The organism is Paenibacillus sp. W4I10, from assembly GCF_030816325.1.
GTDB classification, from domain to species: Bacteria; Bacillota; Bacilli; order Paenibacillales; family Paenibacillaceae; genus Paenibacillus; species Paenibacillus amylolyticus_B.
In genome coordinates this window covers 440,120-455,457 of sequence record NZ_JAUSXX010000001.1, presented here as the reverse complement: position 1 = coordinate 455,457, position 15,338 = coordinate 440,120, and the positions used below count along the sequence as shown (strand labels likewise).

The window sequence follows — 15,338 nt, the reverse complement described above, 5'->3', positions numbered from 1 at the left end:
TCGTTTATTGATATGACTTGAAGTTTACATCGGTGACAAGGGCTTCTTTGTTACTTTTACGGTTGTTGTCCGTGTAACTCATCTGACTTTCAGAGGATAAACGAAGAGGCAGACTGCTCTTCCGATCTACCGTGAGATGATATACCGTCTGCACGCTCGCTTGTTTCATCATCTGTTGCATCGTTGTTTCACCCTGTTTCCAAACTTTCTCCAGATCCTTCTCAAGCTTCTCCTTACGCGCCCCTTTCACCGAAGCTGCCTTATGCATATATTCTGCCCGAATGGCGTTCATCTCGTCGTTTAGCTGGGTTACAGCCCATGATTTGGCGTCTTCCGGTGCAAGTTCAATCCGTAATGTTCTGGTTCGACGACCAGCGCCATACTCCGATTGAATGGTTTTGTGCATCCCATCGATCTTCTCCAATTGGGCAATTGGGTTAAAACGAGAAAGAGACCCACGTAGCGGCTCATGCTGCGCTGACAATGCCATCCATTGCCCTTGTTTCCGCTCGAAAGAGGCGCTAAACCCACTGGGCTGTCCATTATTTTTTACGGCAGTTGTTTGAATGCCTGTGCCCACAGCAGTTACTTCTCCAGGTAATCGGGTCTGAAGGGTCAGACGATCATGATTCTCCAGCTTGCCTTCAAACTTGAACTGATTCTCGAACAGCCCACTGTTCTCCCGTCGAAGTCCTGCCTCTCCTTCAAAACTCAACGTTTCTTTTCCCGCTATCCCCGATAAAGCCAAGGAAAAAACCTCTTCAGGCGTTTGATCTCGCTGGATTAATCCACAACCCGGAACACCAATAATCACGATGCTCACAAATAACCATAATGTACGTAACGAATGGCGGTTAAACATGTCTATCTTCACCCTTCCGTGAACTTTCTCCATAGATTGCCCCGCCCGTATACGCTTATACTTCCTTCTATACACAACTTGATCTGCAATGCACAAAAAAAAGAGAACGACTCCGCAATTGGAATTGTTCTCTCTTAACGTGTTACATCCTGTTCCTCTACAACGATTCTGTTCCGACCACCATTCTTGGCGCTGTACAAAGCCATATCAGCCCGATAAAACAAGGACTCTACACTGACCTTTTCATCCATCCAATTCCACTCTGCGATGCCACTGGATACCGTAACGGGCGGTCTGGTCTCTTCTGCGACTCTCTTTCGAATCACTTCCGCATAATCTAACGCCTGCCTTACACTCACCTGTGGCATATAGATCGCCAGTTCTTCTCCACCCCATCTGGCACATACATCCTCCGAGCGAACAGAGCTGGTGACGATCTCACTCACTTGCTTCAATACTTGATCCCCCGTCTGGTGTCCGAATGTGTCATTCACCTGTTTGAACTGATCAATATCCACTACTATGAGGGAGCCACAGAATTCATGAGCCTGTCGCTCGTGAATCACACTATCCAGATAATGCCTCACATACAGACCTGTCAACATATCCAGATTAGCCAAGCGCCGAACCTCGGCATGCAGCGTGGCATTTGACAGGGCAAGCCCGATATGAATGGATAACATCTGCAAGAGCCGATAGTTATCATATGAAAAGTAATGCTCTCTACTATGTCCCAACAAAATGGCACCCTTCACTTCACCATTAACTCTGATCGGTGATGCAATAAGTGACATGGATCCCGTATCTTCCATGAAAAAGGAGGACACTTTATCATATTGCGCATAATTGACTATAATAAGCGGTTCCTCTGTTCGATAGATCAAGCCTGCGATACCGTAGTCTACAGAAAAGGATTGGTGAAAAACATCTTTCACGTTAGATGACATAACTTCGAAGTCATTTGTACTGTCATTGAGTTGAAGAATGCAACACGTTTCAGCCTGGAATATTTCCTTTAACTCTTGCTCGGATAGTTGATAAATCTCCGAAAGATGCAGACTCTTGTTCAACCGCTGTGTAAGATCATTAATTAAACGAAGTTCCTGAATTAACATATTGGATTGTTCATGCAACTTGGCGTTCTCAAAGGCCGTTCCTGCAGTGTCTACCATCATCGTAATCAATTGCAAGTCCGATTCTTCCATAATCTCTTCATTCATTTCGATATGGAACACACCGTATATGCCTTGTTTGCCTTTCAGCGGAATCCCTACATCTACAATGCGGTTCTCTGCATCATGTGAGCGAGCAACAATCAGCTTACCCTCCATAAATGAACGCACACAAATATCTTCTCCTCGCTCGTGCACAAGCAACGGTTTAATCCGTGGGTCAGAGTTGCTCTGATCCTGAGACATATACAATTTGATATAAGTCGCCGGGTACAAGTAGTCCATACTGTCAAATACCTCATCCAATATAGCCTCGACATCCATTTTGTCATGCATTCGCTGAACAATCTGAAAGAGGATGGACCTCCGGTGTTCCTCACGGGCTGTTTGTTCATGAGCATGTAACAGGTCCGTCATAAATATGTATTCAAATCTTCGGTAAAAGCAGGTGCGATAATGCAATGCCTCAGATTGAACCACAGCTTCAGACGTTTCATATCCATTGGATTCATAGATCACAGCAGTGAATACGGCAAACATATCCTTGTTTGTTCTGGAGAATAAGGGATGTGTTATTATAAGATATTCTCCGCGTTCGCTTGTCCCTTTAAGGGACAGGACCTGTCTCTTATCCAAACATTCCAATACCAGCCTGCGTGCATTTACGCCCGGATCAGCTTCATGATCGCTATCGTATCCTATGCAATCGCCTTCGGTGTTCCACACGCTGTAAAAGGTTGATGTTCTGGCCAGCCTTGAACCCACTCTGGAGTTCCAGTCACTGTATGCCTGCTCTAGCAAGCTGCCCAAATATGAAAAATCAAAAGGTGTGATATCCATTTTTTGCATCCACAACACATGCTCTTCATGAGAATGAGGAGCGGCAAAAGATGCGGAATCGCCCGAACTTCGTGAATTCAAGCTGGCAGGTAAACTTCTTAGATGTTCTAACATGTCAGGCGCTCCTTTGCACCGTTTTTGCATCCACCAGGATGCATTAATCTGCAGACGTTATCGCAAACCTGCAAATTCGTTGCGATAACCTTATTACATAAAGATGATTTAAAGTTAAGATACAATCTATTTTACTCTGTTTAAAGCTTTTTTGCATCCATATTTCAGAAAATTGTCCCATTATTTTAGGCCCAATGACCTATCGACAAATTTAGACGTTTTTTTGCTTTTATTCTACGCTTGACTTTGTTTCTTTTAAACTGTAAAATAAATTGTTGATGAAGACTACTAATGGGTCTTTAAATTTGGGCATTACCGGTTGTGTCACCCTCATTCTTTTTGTTGCTTTCAGGACAGCGGCTGAACTTTCCTGATCGTTCTATGCGAGGCCAAGCCCGCATCAACAAATTGGAGCGCAAACAGAGCCCTAATATGAACTTTAACTAAAAAGGAGCTACTTTAAACATGGCACGTTACACTGGTCCTAAATTTAAATTGAGCCGTCGCCTCGGCATTTCCCTTAGCGGAACAGGCAAAGAATTGAAACGCCCTTTCCCTCCAGGTCAGCACGGAGCTAACCAACGCAGAAAAATGAGCAACTACGGTATGCAATTGCAAGAAAAACAAAAATTGCGCCACATGTACGGTTTGGGCGAGAAGCAATTCCGCACACTGTTCTCTAAAGCTCAAAAAATGCAAGGTATTGCCGGTGAGAACTTCATGTTCTTGCTTGAGTGCCGCCTTGACAACCTCGTTTACCGCCTTGGGTTTGCTAACTCCCGCGCTGGAGCGCGTCAGTTGGTAGCACACGGTCACGTAACTGTAAACGGCAAAAAAGTCGATATCGCTTCTTACCAAGTAAGCACTGGCGATGTAATCGGCTTGCGTGAGAAGAGCCGCGCTCTTTCTTCCGTTAAAGAAGCTTTGGAAGGCCGTTCGCATCTTCCAGCATACGTTGAATACAACGAAGCAGCTGTAGAAGGTAAATTCATCCGCTTGCCTGAGCGTGCTGAATTGTCCCAAGACATCGATGAAAAACAAATCGTCGAGTTCTACAACCGTTAATCGTTGCAATCACATTAAAGTTTCAATCCAAACAGCTGTCGAGATTTTCTCGGCAGCTGTTTTTCTATGCTTTTTTTTAATTATCTTCATTATAGGAACGTAAATAACGATATAAAATATAGACTCCCTTCAGGAGAAGCACACATCCATATATACATCACAAGAATGACACCGAGGGGGATTAAACATGCATTTTTTTCGCAATCGCAAGCTCGCTGTTAAGCTTGGACTTTTACTCGGTATCGTATTACTCTGTTGTATTGGAGCCCTGATTGCATTTAATACCAAATCCATTTACGACAAAAGCCTCCAGTACGGCGAAACCGTTGCTGGACAGGCAGCAAACCGGGCTACGAATGAGTTTATGACTGACATTAATCAGGTTAAAAACACGTTGGACACCATGAGTACCACCTTATTGGATGCCGCTCAGAACGGATCACTCAACCGTGAAGAAATCGTCAGACTCCTTGAACAATATCTGAAAAAGGACGAGAAAGTTTTTGGCTTTTACACGGGCTGGGAACCAAATGCCTTTGATGGAAACGATACGGAGCACATCAACAAAAAAGAATATGATGATGCTACGGGGCGATTCGTTCCATACGTTATACGTGATGGCAACTCCATGCATTTTGAGCCTATGCCTACTTATGAGGGAAGCGGTGAAACCAGTACTTACTATCAGCAGCCAAAGAAAACCAAATCCATCTATTGGTCCGAGCCTGTTACCTATACGGTTGGTGGAGCTGCAAGAGTCCTCCCGTTCCATGAATGAAATATCTGCAGGGATCGGAAGAATTGCAAAGGCCGCCTCCGATGTATCGGATTCATCGCGAGCTGTGGCTGAGCGAACAACTGTCGGAACCGATAAGATTCAGTCCGCCATGCGTATGGTCGATAGTGCCACCTCTTCTGTGCAGACATCCATGACCGCACTGGAGAATTTCCGTCAACGTTCTGAAGAGATTGGCCATATTACAGGCATGATCACGGAAGTTAGCCGTCAAACCAATCTTCTTGCCCTTAATGCTTCCATTGAAGCATCACGAGCAGGTGAACACGGGCGCGGCTTTGGTGTTGTTGCTTCCGAGATTCGTAATCTGGCTGATCACTGCAGGTTGATGCCACGTTAGTGCAACTCAAAACCATTGGTCATGAGACAGCAGATCACGCAACTCGTGTTGCCTCTGCCTCTGAAGAACAACTCGCATCCATGGAAGAGATTACGGCGGCATCTGCCTCACTAGCGAATCTTACTCAGGAATTATTAGAACTGATTCAACGCTTCAAAACCTAATGTAGAAGACCTCCAATACGACAAATCATTCAGGTCACCCTATGCACCTCAGCATGGAGGTGGCCTGCTTATTTTGGCTTACAACTCATGAAATGTGCTTCAATATCGCATGATATATAGCATAATGCATGGCAGAATGGCAAATTTCGACCATTACTTGTATTTCTCAGGCATGCAAACCCGCCTTTTTATGCTATAATAAGTGCTGTTAAAAGGAGGAAGACACTGAATGGTTGATGTTAATAAGAAAAAGCCCGATGAACAGCCTGTACGCAAACGCAGTTTTGCCCGCAGACTGGGAAGTTTCGTCAAATGGATGGTTGTCCTTGGATTTATGGGGGCACTATTTGTAGGCGGTGCTTTGATGGGATACGTCAGTTCCATTGTGAAAGACGAGCCTGTCCGTTCAAGGGCCCTGATTGAACAAAAAGTCAGCGAAAACTCCATCACAGGCTTTGCTTACTTTGCCGACGGCAGTCCGATCGGTCAATTACGTACGGAAGAAGACAGGCGTCCGGTCACTACAGACCAGATCCCACAAAAGGTTATTGATGCTGTCATTTCGATTGAAGACAATCATTTTTACGAACATAAAGGTGTAGACATGAGCGGAACACTACGTGCCGTGAAACAAAAAGTGCTGAAAGAATCAGTACAAACCGGCGGTAGTACACTGACTCAGCAATTGGCGCGTCGTGTGTTTTTGAATCTGGATCGCACGGAAGATCGGAAAGTGAAAGAAATTTTGCTCTCACTCCGACTCGAACGTTTCCTGACCAAAGATGAGATCATGACAGCCTATCTGAACAAAGTTCCTTTTGGTAATGGTTCCAGCGGATACAACGTTTACGGAATCAAAGCGGCCGCCAAAGGATTGTTCAATATTAACGATCTAGAAAAAATCAACATCGCTCAAGCTGCTTATCTTGCTGGATTGCCACAACTCCCCTCCTCTTACTCCGCTTTTAACGGTAAAGGTGATTTTGTAGAGGAGAATTTTGACCGCGCAATCAACCGTCAGCATCTGGTACTGCGCCGTATGCTTGAACTGGGCAAAATCAATCAGTCCGAGTATGACAAAGCTCTTGCTTTTGATATCAAAAGTTCACTCGCTCCGAAGACCATCAAGGCTTACAACACTTATCCATATCTTATGATGGAAACGGAACGACAAGCTGCACAGATTTTGATGAAACAGTTGAATTCCGACACAGCTGAATCTACAGACAAAGCTACGGATGCAGCCACACCTCAGAAGGAAAGCAGTGCATTATTAGAGGAAGCTCAGACGCAACTGCGGACAGGTGGATATCGTATATACACGACCATCAACAAAAGTATCTACAAAACGATGCGTACCATTGCGGAAGATGACAGCAATTTCTCAGCAGATGATCCTGTCAAAGGAAAAGAACAAACTGCTGCCATGCTGATTAATCACAAAACCGGTGCTATTCTGGGCATGATCGAGGGTCGGGATTTCCAGGATGAACAGATGAACTATGCAACGCAGATGATACGTCAGCCAGGTTCAACGATGAAACCTATTGCAGCTTATCTGCCAGCTCTGGATGAGGGTCTTGTCCAACCTGCTTCTATTATTGATGACTCACCGATCATTCTCAAAAATGGTCCGAGCGGCTACCACATTGCCAAGAATGCCAACAATCGGTATCAGGGACTGGTCACTGCCCGCAGAGCACTGAATTATTCTCTAAATATACCGGCTCTGAAGTTGTTTAATGAAGAAGTAGGGATCGAGAAAGCTTGGACCTTCGCCAAGAAACTGGGGATTACCACCATTCAGAAGGAAGACTATCAGGCTCAGACAGGTGTTCTCGGAGGTCTCCAATACGGTGTAACCGTTGAAGAATTAACCAGTGCCTATGGCGCTATCGCCAATAAGGGCGTATATAACGATTCTTACATGATTAGCAAAATTGTAGATTCCAAAGGCAACATCGTCTACAAACACGATACTGAACCTGTCCAAGCCTTCTCGGAGCAGACAGCATACCTGATGACCGATATGCTGCGGACCGTTATTACAGAGGGAACAGCAGATAAAGTACGTGAAAATTACAAATATTCCAAGAGTGTGCCAATCGTAGGTAAAACGGGTTCCACTCAAAACTACGCAGATGTCTGGTTTGAAGGTTATACACCAGATGTCACACTTGGCGTGTGGGTTGGATACAAACAGCCGGTGAATACGCTGGAAAGTAAATCACAGAGAAAACGTGCGCAGCAACTGTGGTCGAAAATCCTGAACGAAGTGATCGATACGCAAAAAGATCTGTTCGTCACAGATTCGTTCAAAAAACCATCTGGCATCGAAACGCGCACGGTGTCGGCTTACAGCGGCAAGTTGCCAACATCCATGACTGACAAATTTGTTACGGATATTTTCAACAGCAAGTTTGTTCCGAAGGATAGCGATGACGGTGTAGCCAAAGCCAGGTACATTACTTACAATGGTGTAAACTATATTCCGCGTGACGGAACACCTTCGGACATGTTGAAGGAAAAAACAGTAATCAAACGTAAAAAACCAATCTCGGATCTCATCAAAGAATTGCAAAATGCATTCTCACGTATGAGTCGACATGAGTCACTTGCGTATTACCTTCCCGAAGATGCTGATGCAGACATGCCAACACAGATTGATCCAAGAACAGATAACGGTAAAGCACCTGATGCACCAGGTAACGTACGAATCTCAACCTCGGGTGACAGAGCTGTCATTACATTTAATGCCACACCTGAAAATGATGTCGTGGGTTATCGTCTGTATCGTTCTGTAAACGGTGGAGGATTCCAGAACCAGGGTCAAGTTGTCCTGACTGGTGAATCGAGATCATTCTCTGCATATGCAGCACAAGGCGGCAACTTCGCCTTCTATGTGACCGCAGTGGATGTTGCCGGCAGAGAGTCTGCTCCTAGCGCTACAGTAAATAGTGCTGGTGTAGCTCCTCCTGTGGAAGAAGAGATTAATGAGCCAATTGAAGTTCCAGGCACAGTCATTACGCCGGGAGAAACGCAGACCGATAATACAACAACGACAGCCCCAGCTACACCTGGTCAAGTCAGCGTATCTGCCCTCTCTCAAGGACTGCGCATTCAATGGGCGTCAACTCCAAACGCAGATAGTTATGCTGTATATTACAGTGAAACAGGCTCGGCTCCTTACACCAAAATTGGAACAACAGCGGGAAATACGATGGATTATGGAGTACCCGCATCGACCAGTGGATGGTTTAAGGTATCTGCCAGCAATAGTGCGGGTGAATCCGAACCTTCTGCAGCCATACATTTTCAACCCTGATTCAGACATAGCTTTCCAAAACAAGCCGCATCCTCAGACTGTATCTGAGTGTGCGGCTTTTTATTTGGTTGTGCAGCAGCTAAAAAAGCCTGCTTTCATGCCATTGGCATAAAGCAGGCTTTTACAATCCATTTTAATGGGTAGAGTCACCGTATTTGGCTTCGTAGAGTATTAACTTCTTCCCCACTACTCAATGTATCGGTATCGATACCGACACATTGATGATCCTGGCACTGTCACGTTAGTCTTCAATGGTGGATAGATCTCCTGTTGGCAGATCAAGCTCCCAGGCTTTCAGGACACGGCGCATGATCTTGCCAGAACGTGTCTTGGGCAGTTTATCCTTAAACTCAATCTCACGCGGAGCAGCGTGGGCAGACAGGCCCTCTTTGACAAAACGATAGATCTCTTCTTTCAGCTCAGGTGTCGCCTCATATCCTTCACGAAGCGCCACAAAGGCCTTGATGATCTCACCACGTGTCACATCCGGCTTACCGATTACGCCCGCCTCTGCTACCGCAGGATGCTCCACGAGCTTGCTCTCCACCTCAAAGGGGCCGATACGCTCGCCTGACGAATTAATCACATCATCAATCCGTCCCTGGAACCAGAAATATCCTTCTTCATCCATATAAGCGGAGTCACCGGATACATACCAGCCCGTAAGCCTGAAATACTCCTCGTATTTCACAGGATTATTCCAGATCTTCGCCATCATGGATGGCCAAGGTGCCCGTATGGCCAGATTACCCATACTGTACGGCGGCAATTCCTGCCCGCGATCATCAATAATCGCTGCTTCGATTCCAGGTAATGGACGTCCCATGGAGCCAGGCTTGATCGGCATTCCGGGATAGTTACAGATCAGCTGTGCACCTGTTTCCGTCATCCACCATGTATCATGAATTCGCTGACCGTAGGCTTTCCATCCCCAACGAACAACCTCCGGATTGAGCGGTTCACCGACAGACATGACATGACGCAGACTGCTCAGATCAAACTGGGCGATGGTCTCTTCTCCCGCTCCCATCAGCATACGGAAGGCCGTTGGTGCACTGTACCAGATCGTGACTTTGTTCTTCTGGATGGTGCTGTACCAATCTTGAGGACTGAAACGACCACCCCGTATCACATTGGTTACTCCGTTGAGCCATGGAGCAAAGATACCGTAAGACGTGCCTGTCACCCAGCCAGGGTCAGCAGTGCACCAGTACACATCATCCTCACGTAAATCCAGAACAACCTTACCTGTATAATAGTGCTGAATCATGGCATTTTGAACATGATATACCCCTTTGGGTTTCCCCGTAGAGCCTGAGGTATAATGAATAAGCAAACCATCCTCACGATTCAGCCACTCTACTTCCATCTCATCCGAAGCGGCAGACATCTCTGCATCAAAATCGATGAGTCCTTCTTCAGTTTGCGCGCCCCCACCCACAATAAATATATGTTTGAGTTCGGGCAACTCGGAACGTTTGATCCGTTTCAGTAATTCTGGAGTTGTGACGAGTGCTACTGCTCCGCTATCCTCCAGCCGATCCTTCACAGCCGTTTCCATAAAAGCTTCGAACAAAGGGCCCGCGATGGCTCCAGCTTTCAATATACCCAGGAGACTAAAATACAGCTCAGGACTTCGAGGCATAAAAATAAACACCCGTTCCCCTTTGGCTATGCCATATTTGCGGAGAACGTTCCCGAACCGACTCGACTGTTCACTCAGATCAGCGAAAGTATAGGACTCTTCACGTGAAGCATCGCTATACAATAAAGCGGTTTTTCCGCCCCTTCCTTCCTGTACATGACGATCAATCGCTTCATGCGCCATGTTTACTTTTCCGCTGGCGTGCCACGTAAAGTGCCTTTCCACCGATTCCCAATCGAACCGGCTTCTCGCCTCCGTGTAATCGCCCAGATTAGATTCAGACACAACCGTTTGCAGCATCTCACCATGTGCTTGACTCATGCTTGCCAGCCTCCTTCAACTCGACATTTCGATTCCCGTCAGGGGTCAATTCTCATTGCCTTTGTGTTGACTGAACTTCCAGTTAGCGCTTACATTAGTAGAGAGAACTTCTCATCATGTACTTGCTCGGCCAAACAGATGTTAACTATACTGTATTGAATTGTGAACATTTTTTGTCTACGCAATTATAGCAAATCTTTTCAATTGTCGTCTATGGCTTTTCAATTTTTTGGATTTTGCTATAGCGAACTTTTGGAACAACCTCTATAAGTAGGAGAGAGAGGAGCATGAACCATGGAGCATATCAAAGAACATCATATACGTTCCATCTTCAAGTCCGGCCACCGAATTACTGTTGAAGGCCCCGTGCAGGCCGAGGAGATAACCCGTCTTGCCTTCCATCCGGATCTGGATGCCTTTCGGCGACCAACGGAGCAGCAGGAAGCTCTGGCCGAGATCGCAGCATTACCTGAAGGGCGAATTATCATTGCACATGAAAATGAAACGATTATCGGTTATGTAACCTTTCACTATGCGGATGATTGTGAACGCTGGTCCGAGGGCAATATGACTGATCTGATTGAGCTTGGGGCAATCGAGGTTGCGGACGACTATCGCTCGCTTGGCATTGGACGTGAGATGTTGCTTACTGCTTTGGAAGATAAACATATGGAGAACTACATTATTTTCACCACAGAATATTATTGGCATTGGGATCTGAAGGGCAGCGGACTAAACGTATGGGATTATCGTAAAATGATGGAGAGGCTGATGGAAACGATCGACATGACCTGGTATGCAACAGACGACCCCGAAATCTGTTCACATCCTGCGAACTGTTTGATGGTGCGAATCGGAAGTCAGGTGCCGATCACATCAGAAGAACAGTTTGATCGTGTACGCTTTCGCCATCGGTTCATGTACTAATTTGATGATCTGTTCGAAAAACGATATACATAACAAAAACCGCCTCTCGCAGCGTTGCTCCATACTTCATGGAACAGCTAATCAAAAGGCGGTTTTTCAAGTTACTTCCATTACATATTTTCTAACATATGCTCCACAATACGGTGTGAACGCTGAGAAGATTCCACGGTAAATTCAGCAAAGTTAACATGCGCCGAACCATCCGCTTTATCTGACATCCCCCGCAGGACAACAAATGGTACTCGATTCATGTAACAGACCTGAGCAACTGCTGCCCCTTCCATCTCGGCACATGCACCGTCCATTTCGGTATATAACATATTAACCGTATCTTTATTTGCAATAAATTGGTCTCCAGATAACACTTTACCGATCAGGTAATTGGCTCCCTGAGCTTTACATGCTTCTTCAGCCAGTGTAATAAGCGAAGCCTCGGCAGGGAATGCAGATGTCTCCTGGTAAGGGATAACCCCGCGTTGAAACCCTAGTGGCGTTACATCCATGTCGTGCTGAACACATACCGACGATATAACCATATCTCCGATGTTCAGATCCGGGTTAACTGCACCCGCAACACCTGTGAAGATAATCCGATTAACCTGAAAACGATCAATCAAGATCTGCGTCGTAACCGCTGCATTTACTTTACCTACGCCGGATTTGCACACGACAATTTGCTTGCCCAGCCACTCGCCTGCAACGTATGTAATCCCGGTTTGTTTGACCGTCTCAAGCTGCTTCATACCTGCCAGCAAAAGCTCGACTTCCTCATCCATCGCTCCGATAATCCCAATCGTTTCACGCATTTTCCGAATACCTCCTGTTTTCACTTTTAACCTCATTCAGCACAAAAGCTCCGTCTCCGGAGCTTTCGCATATCCACTATGTAGAGAGAATGACTTCTCCCTTACTGTATATAATCCCAATTAAACTACATCTGCGTGACTTACAGACAGACGAAGAATTGTTTCATGCGGCAAAATAACCCGTGGGTTCTCCACATTTTCTTTCTTCATCAACTTGGTCAGCAAACGCATCGCTACTGCACCCAGGTCATACATTGGCTGAGCCACTGTTGTCAACTGAGGACGCACCATGGAAGCCATACGGATGTTATCCACACTAATAATGGAGAAATCATCCGGTACTTTCAGGCCTTCATCTTGAATGCTGTGAATGGCACCAATCGCCATTTCATCTGTTGCAGCAAAGATCGCCGACGGCTTCTTCTTCAGTCCGAGGAAATACTTCATCGCTTCCACACCGGATTCGTAACGATAGTTACCGATACGTACCAGATCCTCTTGGTATTCCATGCCTGCTGCTTCCAGTGCTTTCTTGTAACCTTGGAAACGGGCATATCCATTCGCAGGATCTTGCAGTGTACCACTGATCATCGCAATTTCCTTGTGTCCATGACGAATCAGGGTGTTTACCGCGTCAAACGCAGCCGCCTCATGGTCAATATCCACCGAAGGGAATGTGCCCTTCTCATCACTCGTTGCACAAAGTACGATCGGCACAGCCGCAGACTGGAACGCCTGAATGTGTTCGTCCGTTACTGTTCCACCCATGAAGAGCAGTCCGTCTACTTGTTTTTCAAGCAACGTGTTAATAACACGAATTTCTTTTTCTTTCTTCTTGTCTGCATTACACAAAATAATATTGTAGTGATACATATTCGCAATATCTTCAATTCCGCGGGCAATCTCTGCGAAGGTTGAGTTCGAAATATCTGGAATAACGACCCCGACCGTGGTTGTCTTCTTGCTTGCCAGACCTCTGGCTACCGCATTCGGACGATATCCCAACCGTTCGATGGCTTCATATACTTTTTTCCGCGTTTGCGGTTTGACATTAGGGTTATTATTAACTACCCGTGATACCGTTGCCATAGACACTCCAGCTTCACGTGCCACATCATAAATGGTTACCGTCACAGTACTTCTCTCCATTACCAGTAAATTTTCATACCATTTTCATTAAGATTTATATTACGACAAATTTTTGCATTAATCAATTAAAATAGGCTTTAGGACTCACCCAAAACATTCGTAAGTGTGGTTCTAGTAATATCTGAATGGGAAGTATGCCATACAGGAATTCCCTTTTTGATCAGGATTGCCTGTGGAGATTCGTGCTTAACACCCAGTTTGTCTGCTGCTTCATTCGATACCGGGCGATCTTCCACAACATAGATGATGCCATATTTCACTTGTTCATTGGCATTGTTAAGCAAATAATCGTTCATCTCCTGAAAAGCGTTCGAGCTGATCGGACAGCGCGTGCTATGCTTAAACAGAAGCAAGGGTTGATCCTTGGTAGCCTCCACTGCGGAGTTTAGCTGTTCAATACTTGTCATTTTAGTCATGTCAGCCATTAGATATACATCCCCCTTTACCAGGAATACCGCTATGTTGAGCGTTTTCACTCTTCGATATCTTAACAAAAAGTGCGCGAAAAAGCCAATTTTCATGAAAACAAGCATTTTACACGTCAAAATTAGACAGCATTTGAGAAGTACTCCTGCCACACAAATCCGGATAATTGACTTAATCTGCGCTCCGTGGTCTCAATCCACGCTGTATCACCAGACTTCGTTGCGTAACCCATAATGTCCAGCAACAAATTGATACGCTCCTCCACTGCTTGCTGCATTCGATACTCCATCTCCCGATCGGTCGCATCCGGCCAGGCCAGCAGTAACTCATGAAACAGGTCTGCCAGTTCATTACGTTCACCAAAAGATACGTCTTGTTTCACGGGCTGTTCACCCAATGTGTTAATGCATTCTGTTAAGTCCGGCTTGACCGGCGGAAGCACTTCATATGATACACAGTCTGTACACGCAAATACGGGTACGTTTCGAATCTCCACTTTTTTGGCGTATACCACTGTTCTTAATTCCAACTCCATTACATGTCCACATCTGCACGACTTGCGCACCACCATCACCTCATTCGTTCTATACTCTATATAAGTACCATTCGACCTATTTCGGCTCAAATCCTGCTATAAACGAAAGGTTGCACAAATTACCACTCCCTCCAGATGAAGGTTGTCGAATGCAGGCAGTTACTGACTTGTAATCGCTTCCTCCAAACTGAATATGCACTTCCATGAAGTCCCTTGGAGAATCTGTTACAATTAAAGACGCAACAGACCTAATCACCGCAAAAAGGAGAGATGGACATGAGATTAACTGGTAAAAAAGTCATCGCTCTGGTCGATGAAGAATTCGAGGATTTGGAATTGTGGTACCCTGTGCATCGTGTTCGTGAAGAAGGTGCAGAAGTGCATCTTGCTGGAGAGAAAAAAGGAAAAACCTATATTGGCAAATACGGTGTGCCTGCTGAAGCCGAATACAGTTTCGATGAACTCGACAGTTCAGATTACAATGGCATTCTCGTGCCAGGCGGCTGGGCGCCAGACAAGCTGCGTCGTTATCTCAAAGTACTGGAGCTTGTGAAGGAAATGAATGCAGACCGGAAACCGATTGGACAGATCTGTCATGCGGGCTGGGTGCTGATTTCTGCCAAAATTCTGGACGGAGTTACAGTAACCTCTACACCAGGCATTCGGGATGACATGGAAAACGCAGGTGCTATCTGGAAAGATGAAGCCGTTGTTGTTGATGGACATATCATCTCAGCACGTCGTCCGCCTGACCTTCCACCTTATGGCAAGGCATTCTGTGATGCACTCGCTGACAAATAAAAACAACCCCATTGTGCTCTCATGCACAGTGGGGTTGTTTTATATAACAA

General features: G+C 45.7%; 14 protein-coding genes. 7 read left to right on the top strand and 7 right to left on the bottom strand.

Going from position 1 to position 15,338, the window contains the following annotated elements; all coding sequences use genetic code 11:
- Window positions 1–4: 4 nt before the first annotated feature.
- A complete protein-coding gene (locus QF049_RS02005; protein WP_307534465.1) occupies window positions 5–895 on the bottom strand; it encodes a hypothetical protein in 891 nt (296 codons plus the stop codon).
- 101 nt (window positions 896–996) lie between these two features.
- Window positions 997–2,988, bottom strand: coding sequence for a sensor domain-containing diguanylate cyclase (locus QF049_RS02000; RefSeq protein WP_307534463.1), 1,992 nt, complete (start codon window positions 2,986–2,988; stop codon window positions 997–999).
- A gap of 465 nt (window positions 2,989–3,453) precedes the next feature.
- Here QF049_RS02000 and rpsD point away from each other — a divergent pair, with 465 nt between their 5' ends.
- The 5 genes from rpsD to QF049_RS01975 all read left to right on the top strand — a co-directional run bounded on the left by rpsD (window position 3,454) and on the right by QF049_RS01975 (window position 8,678).
- Window positions 3,454–4,053, top strand: a complete 600-nt coding sequence (rpsD, locus tag QF049_RS01995; RefSeq protein WP_062835377.1) for a 30S ribosomal protein S4 — start codon at window positions 3,454–3,456, stop codon at window positions 4,051–4,053.
- Between the two features lie 187 nt (window positions 4,054–4,240).
- A complete protein-coding gene (locus QF049_RS01990; RefSeq protein ID WP_307534460.1) occupies window positions 4,241–4,831 on the top strand; it encodes a cache domain-containing protein in 591 nt (196 codons plus the stop codon).
- Window positions 4,824–5,189: a methyl-accepting chemotaxis protein gene (locus tag QF049_RS01985; RefSeq protein WP_307534458.1), complete on the top strand. Its 366-nt coding sequence runs from the start codon at window positions 4,824–4,826 to the stop codon at window positions 5,187–5,189. Before QF049_RS01990 ends, QF049_RS01985 begins: the two co-directional genes overlap by 8 nt.
- On the top strand, window positions 5,189–5,353 hold the full coding sequence (locus QF049_RS01980) for a hypothetical protein (RefSeq protein ID WP_307534456.1): 165 nt from the start codon (window positions 5,189–5,191) through the stop codon (window positions 5,351–5,353). Before QF049_RS01985 ends, QF049_RS01980 begins: the two co-directional genes overlap by 1 nt.
- 229 nt (window positions 5,354–5,582) lie before the next feature.
- Window positions 5,583–8,678, top strand: a complete 3,096-nt coding sequence (locus QF049_RS01975; protein ID WP_307534454.1) for a transglycosylase domain-containing protein — start codon at window positions 5,583–5,585, stop codon at window positions 8,676–8,678.
- 241 nt (window positions 8,679–8,919) lie between these two features.
- Here QF049_RS01975 and acsA read toward each other — a convergent pair whose 3' ends face one another.
- Window positions 8,920–10,644 carry an acetate--CoA ligase gene (gene acsA, locus QF049_RS01970; protein WP_307534452.1) on the bottom strand — a complete coding sequence of 575 codons (1,725 nt, stop codon included), beginning with the start codon at window positions 10,642–10,644 and terminating at the stop codon, window positions 8,920–8,922.
- A 294-nt stretch (window positions 10,645–10,938) separates the two neighbouring features.
- Here acsA and QF049_RS01965 point away from each other — a divergent pair, with 294 nt between their 5' ends.
- Window positions 10,939–11,571, top strand: a complete 633-nt coding sequence (locus tag QF049_RS01965) for a GNAT family N-acetyltransferase (RefSeq protein ID WP_307534450.1) — start codon at window positions 10,939–10,941, stop codon at window positions 11,569–11,571.
- Window positions 11,572–11,681: 110 nt separating this feature from the next.
- Here QF049_RS01965 and QF049_RS01960 read toward each other — a convergent pair whose 3' ends face one another.
- The 4 genes from QF049_RS01960 to QF049_RS01945 all read right to left on the bottom strand — a co-directional run bounded on the left by QF049_RS01960 (window position 11,682) and on the right by QF049_RS01945 (window position 14,481).
- Complete coding sequence (locus tag QF049_RS01960; RefSeq protein WP_307534448.1) at window positions 11,682–12,377, bottom strand: 5'-methylthioadenosine/adenosylhomocysteine nucleosidase; 696 nt, start codon at window positions 12,375–12,377, stop codon at window positions 11,682–11,684.
- A gap of 120 nt (window positions 12,378–12,497) precedes the next feature.
- Window positions 12,498–13,511, bottom strand: coding sequence for a catabolite control protein A (gene ccpA / locus QF049_RS01955; RefSeq protein ID WP_062835383.1), 1,014 nt, complete (start codon window positions 13,509–13,511; stop codon window positions 12,498–12,500).
- A 92-nt stretch (window positions 13,512–13,603) separates the two neighbouring features.
- Complete coding sequence (ytxJ, locus tag QF049_RS01950) at window positions 13,604–13,951, bottom strand: bacillithiol system redox-active protein YtxJ (RefSeq protein ID WP_307534445.1); 348 nt, start codon at window positions 13,949–13,951, stop codon at window positions 13,604–13,606.
- 122 nt (window positions 13,952–14,073) lie between these two features.
- On the bottom strand, window positions 14,074–14,481 hold the full coding sequence (locus QF049_RS01945) for a hypothetical protein (RefSeq protein ID WP_143786476.1): 408 nt from the start codon (window positions 14,479–14,481) through the stop codon (window positions 14,074–14,076).
- A gap of 282 nt (window positions 14,482–14,763) precedes the next feature.
- Here QF049_RS01945 and QF049_RS01940 point away from each other — a divergent pair, with 282 nt between their 5' ends.
- Window positions 14,764–15,288 (top strand): type 1 glutamine amidotransferase domain-containing protein, encoded by a 525-nt coding sequence (locus QF049_RS01940; protein WP_307534441.1) that lies wholly within the window; start codon window positions 14,764–14,766, stop codon window positions 15,286–15,288.
- The last annotated feature ends 50 nt before the right edge of the window (window positions 15,289–15,338 follow it).

Coding starts and splice junctions, on each gene's coding strand:
- QF049_RS01975 (WP_307534454.1), top strand. CDS start 5,583: ATGGTTGATGTTAATAAGAAAAAGCCCGATGAACAGCCTGTACGCAAA.
- rpsD (WP_062835377.1), top strand. CDS start 3,454: ATGGCACGTTACACTGGTCCTAAATTTAAATTGAGCCGTCGCCTCGGC.
- acsA (WP_307534452.1), bottom strand. CDS start 10,644: ATGAGTCAAGCACATGGTGAGATGCTGCAAACGGTTGTGTCTGAATCT.
- QF049_RS01990 (WP_307534460.1), top strand. CDS start 4,241: ATGCATTTTTTTCGCAATCGCAAGCTCGCTGTTAAGCTTGGACTTTTA.
- QF049_RS01965 (WP_307534450.1), top strand. CDS start 10,939: ATGGAGCATATCAAAGAACATCATATACGTTCCATCTTCAAGTCCGGC.
- QF049_RS02000 (WP_307534463.1), bottom strand. CDS start 2,988: ATGTTAGAACATCTAAGAAGTTTACCTGCCAGCTTGAATTCACGAAGT.
- QF049_RS01940 (WP_307534441.1), top strand. CDS start 14,764: ATGAGATTAACTGGTAAAAAAGTCATCGCTCTGGTCGATGAAGAATTC.
- QF049_RS01985 (WP_307534458.1), top strand. CDS start 4,824: ATGAATGAAATATCTGCAGGGATCGGAAGAATTGCAAAGGCCGCCTCC.
- QF049_RS02005 (WP_307534465.1), bottom strand. CDS start 895: ATGGAGAAAGTTCACGGAAGGGTGAAGATAGACATGTTTAACCGCCAT.
- ytxJ (WP_307534445.1), bottom strand. CDS start 13,951: ATGGCTGACATGACTAAAATGACAAGTATTGAACAGCTAAACTCCGCA.
- QF049_RS01960 (WP_307534448.1), bottom strand. CDS start 12,377: ATGCGTGAAACGATTGGGATTATCGGAGCGATGGATGAGGAAGTCGAG.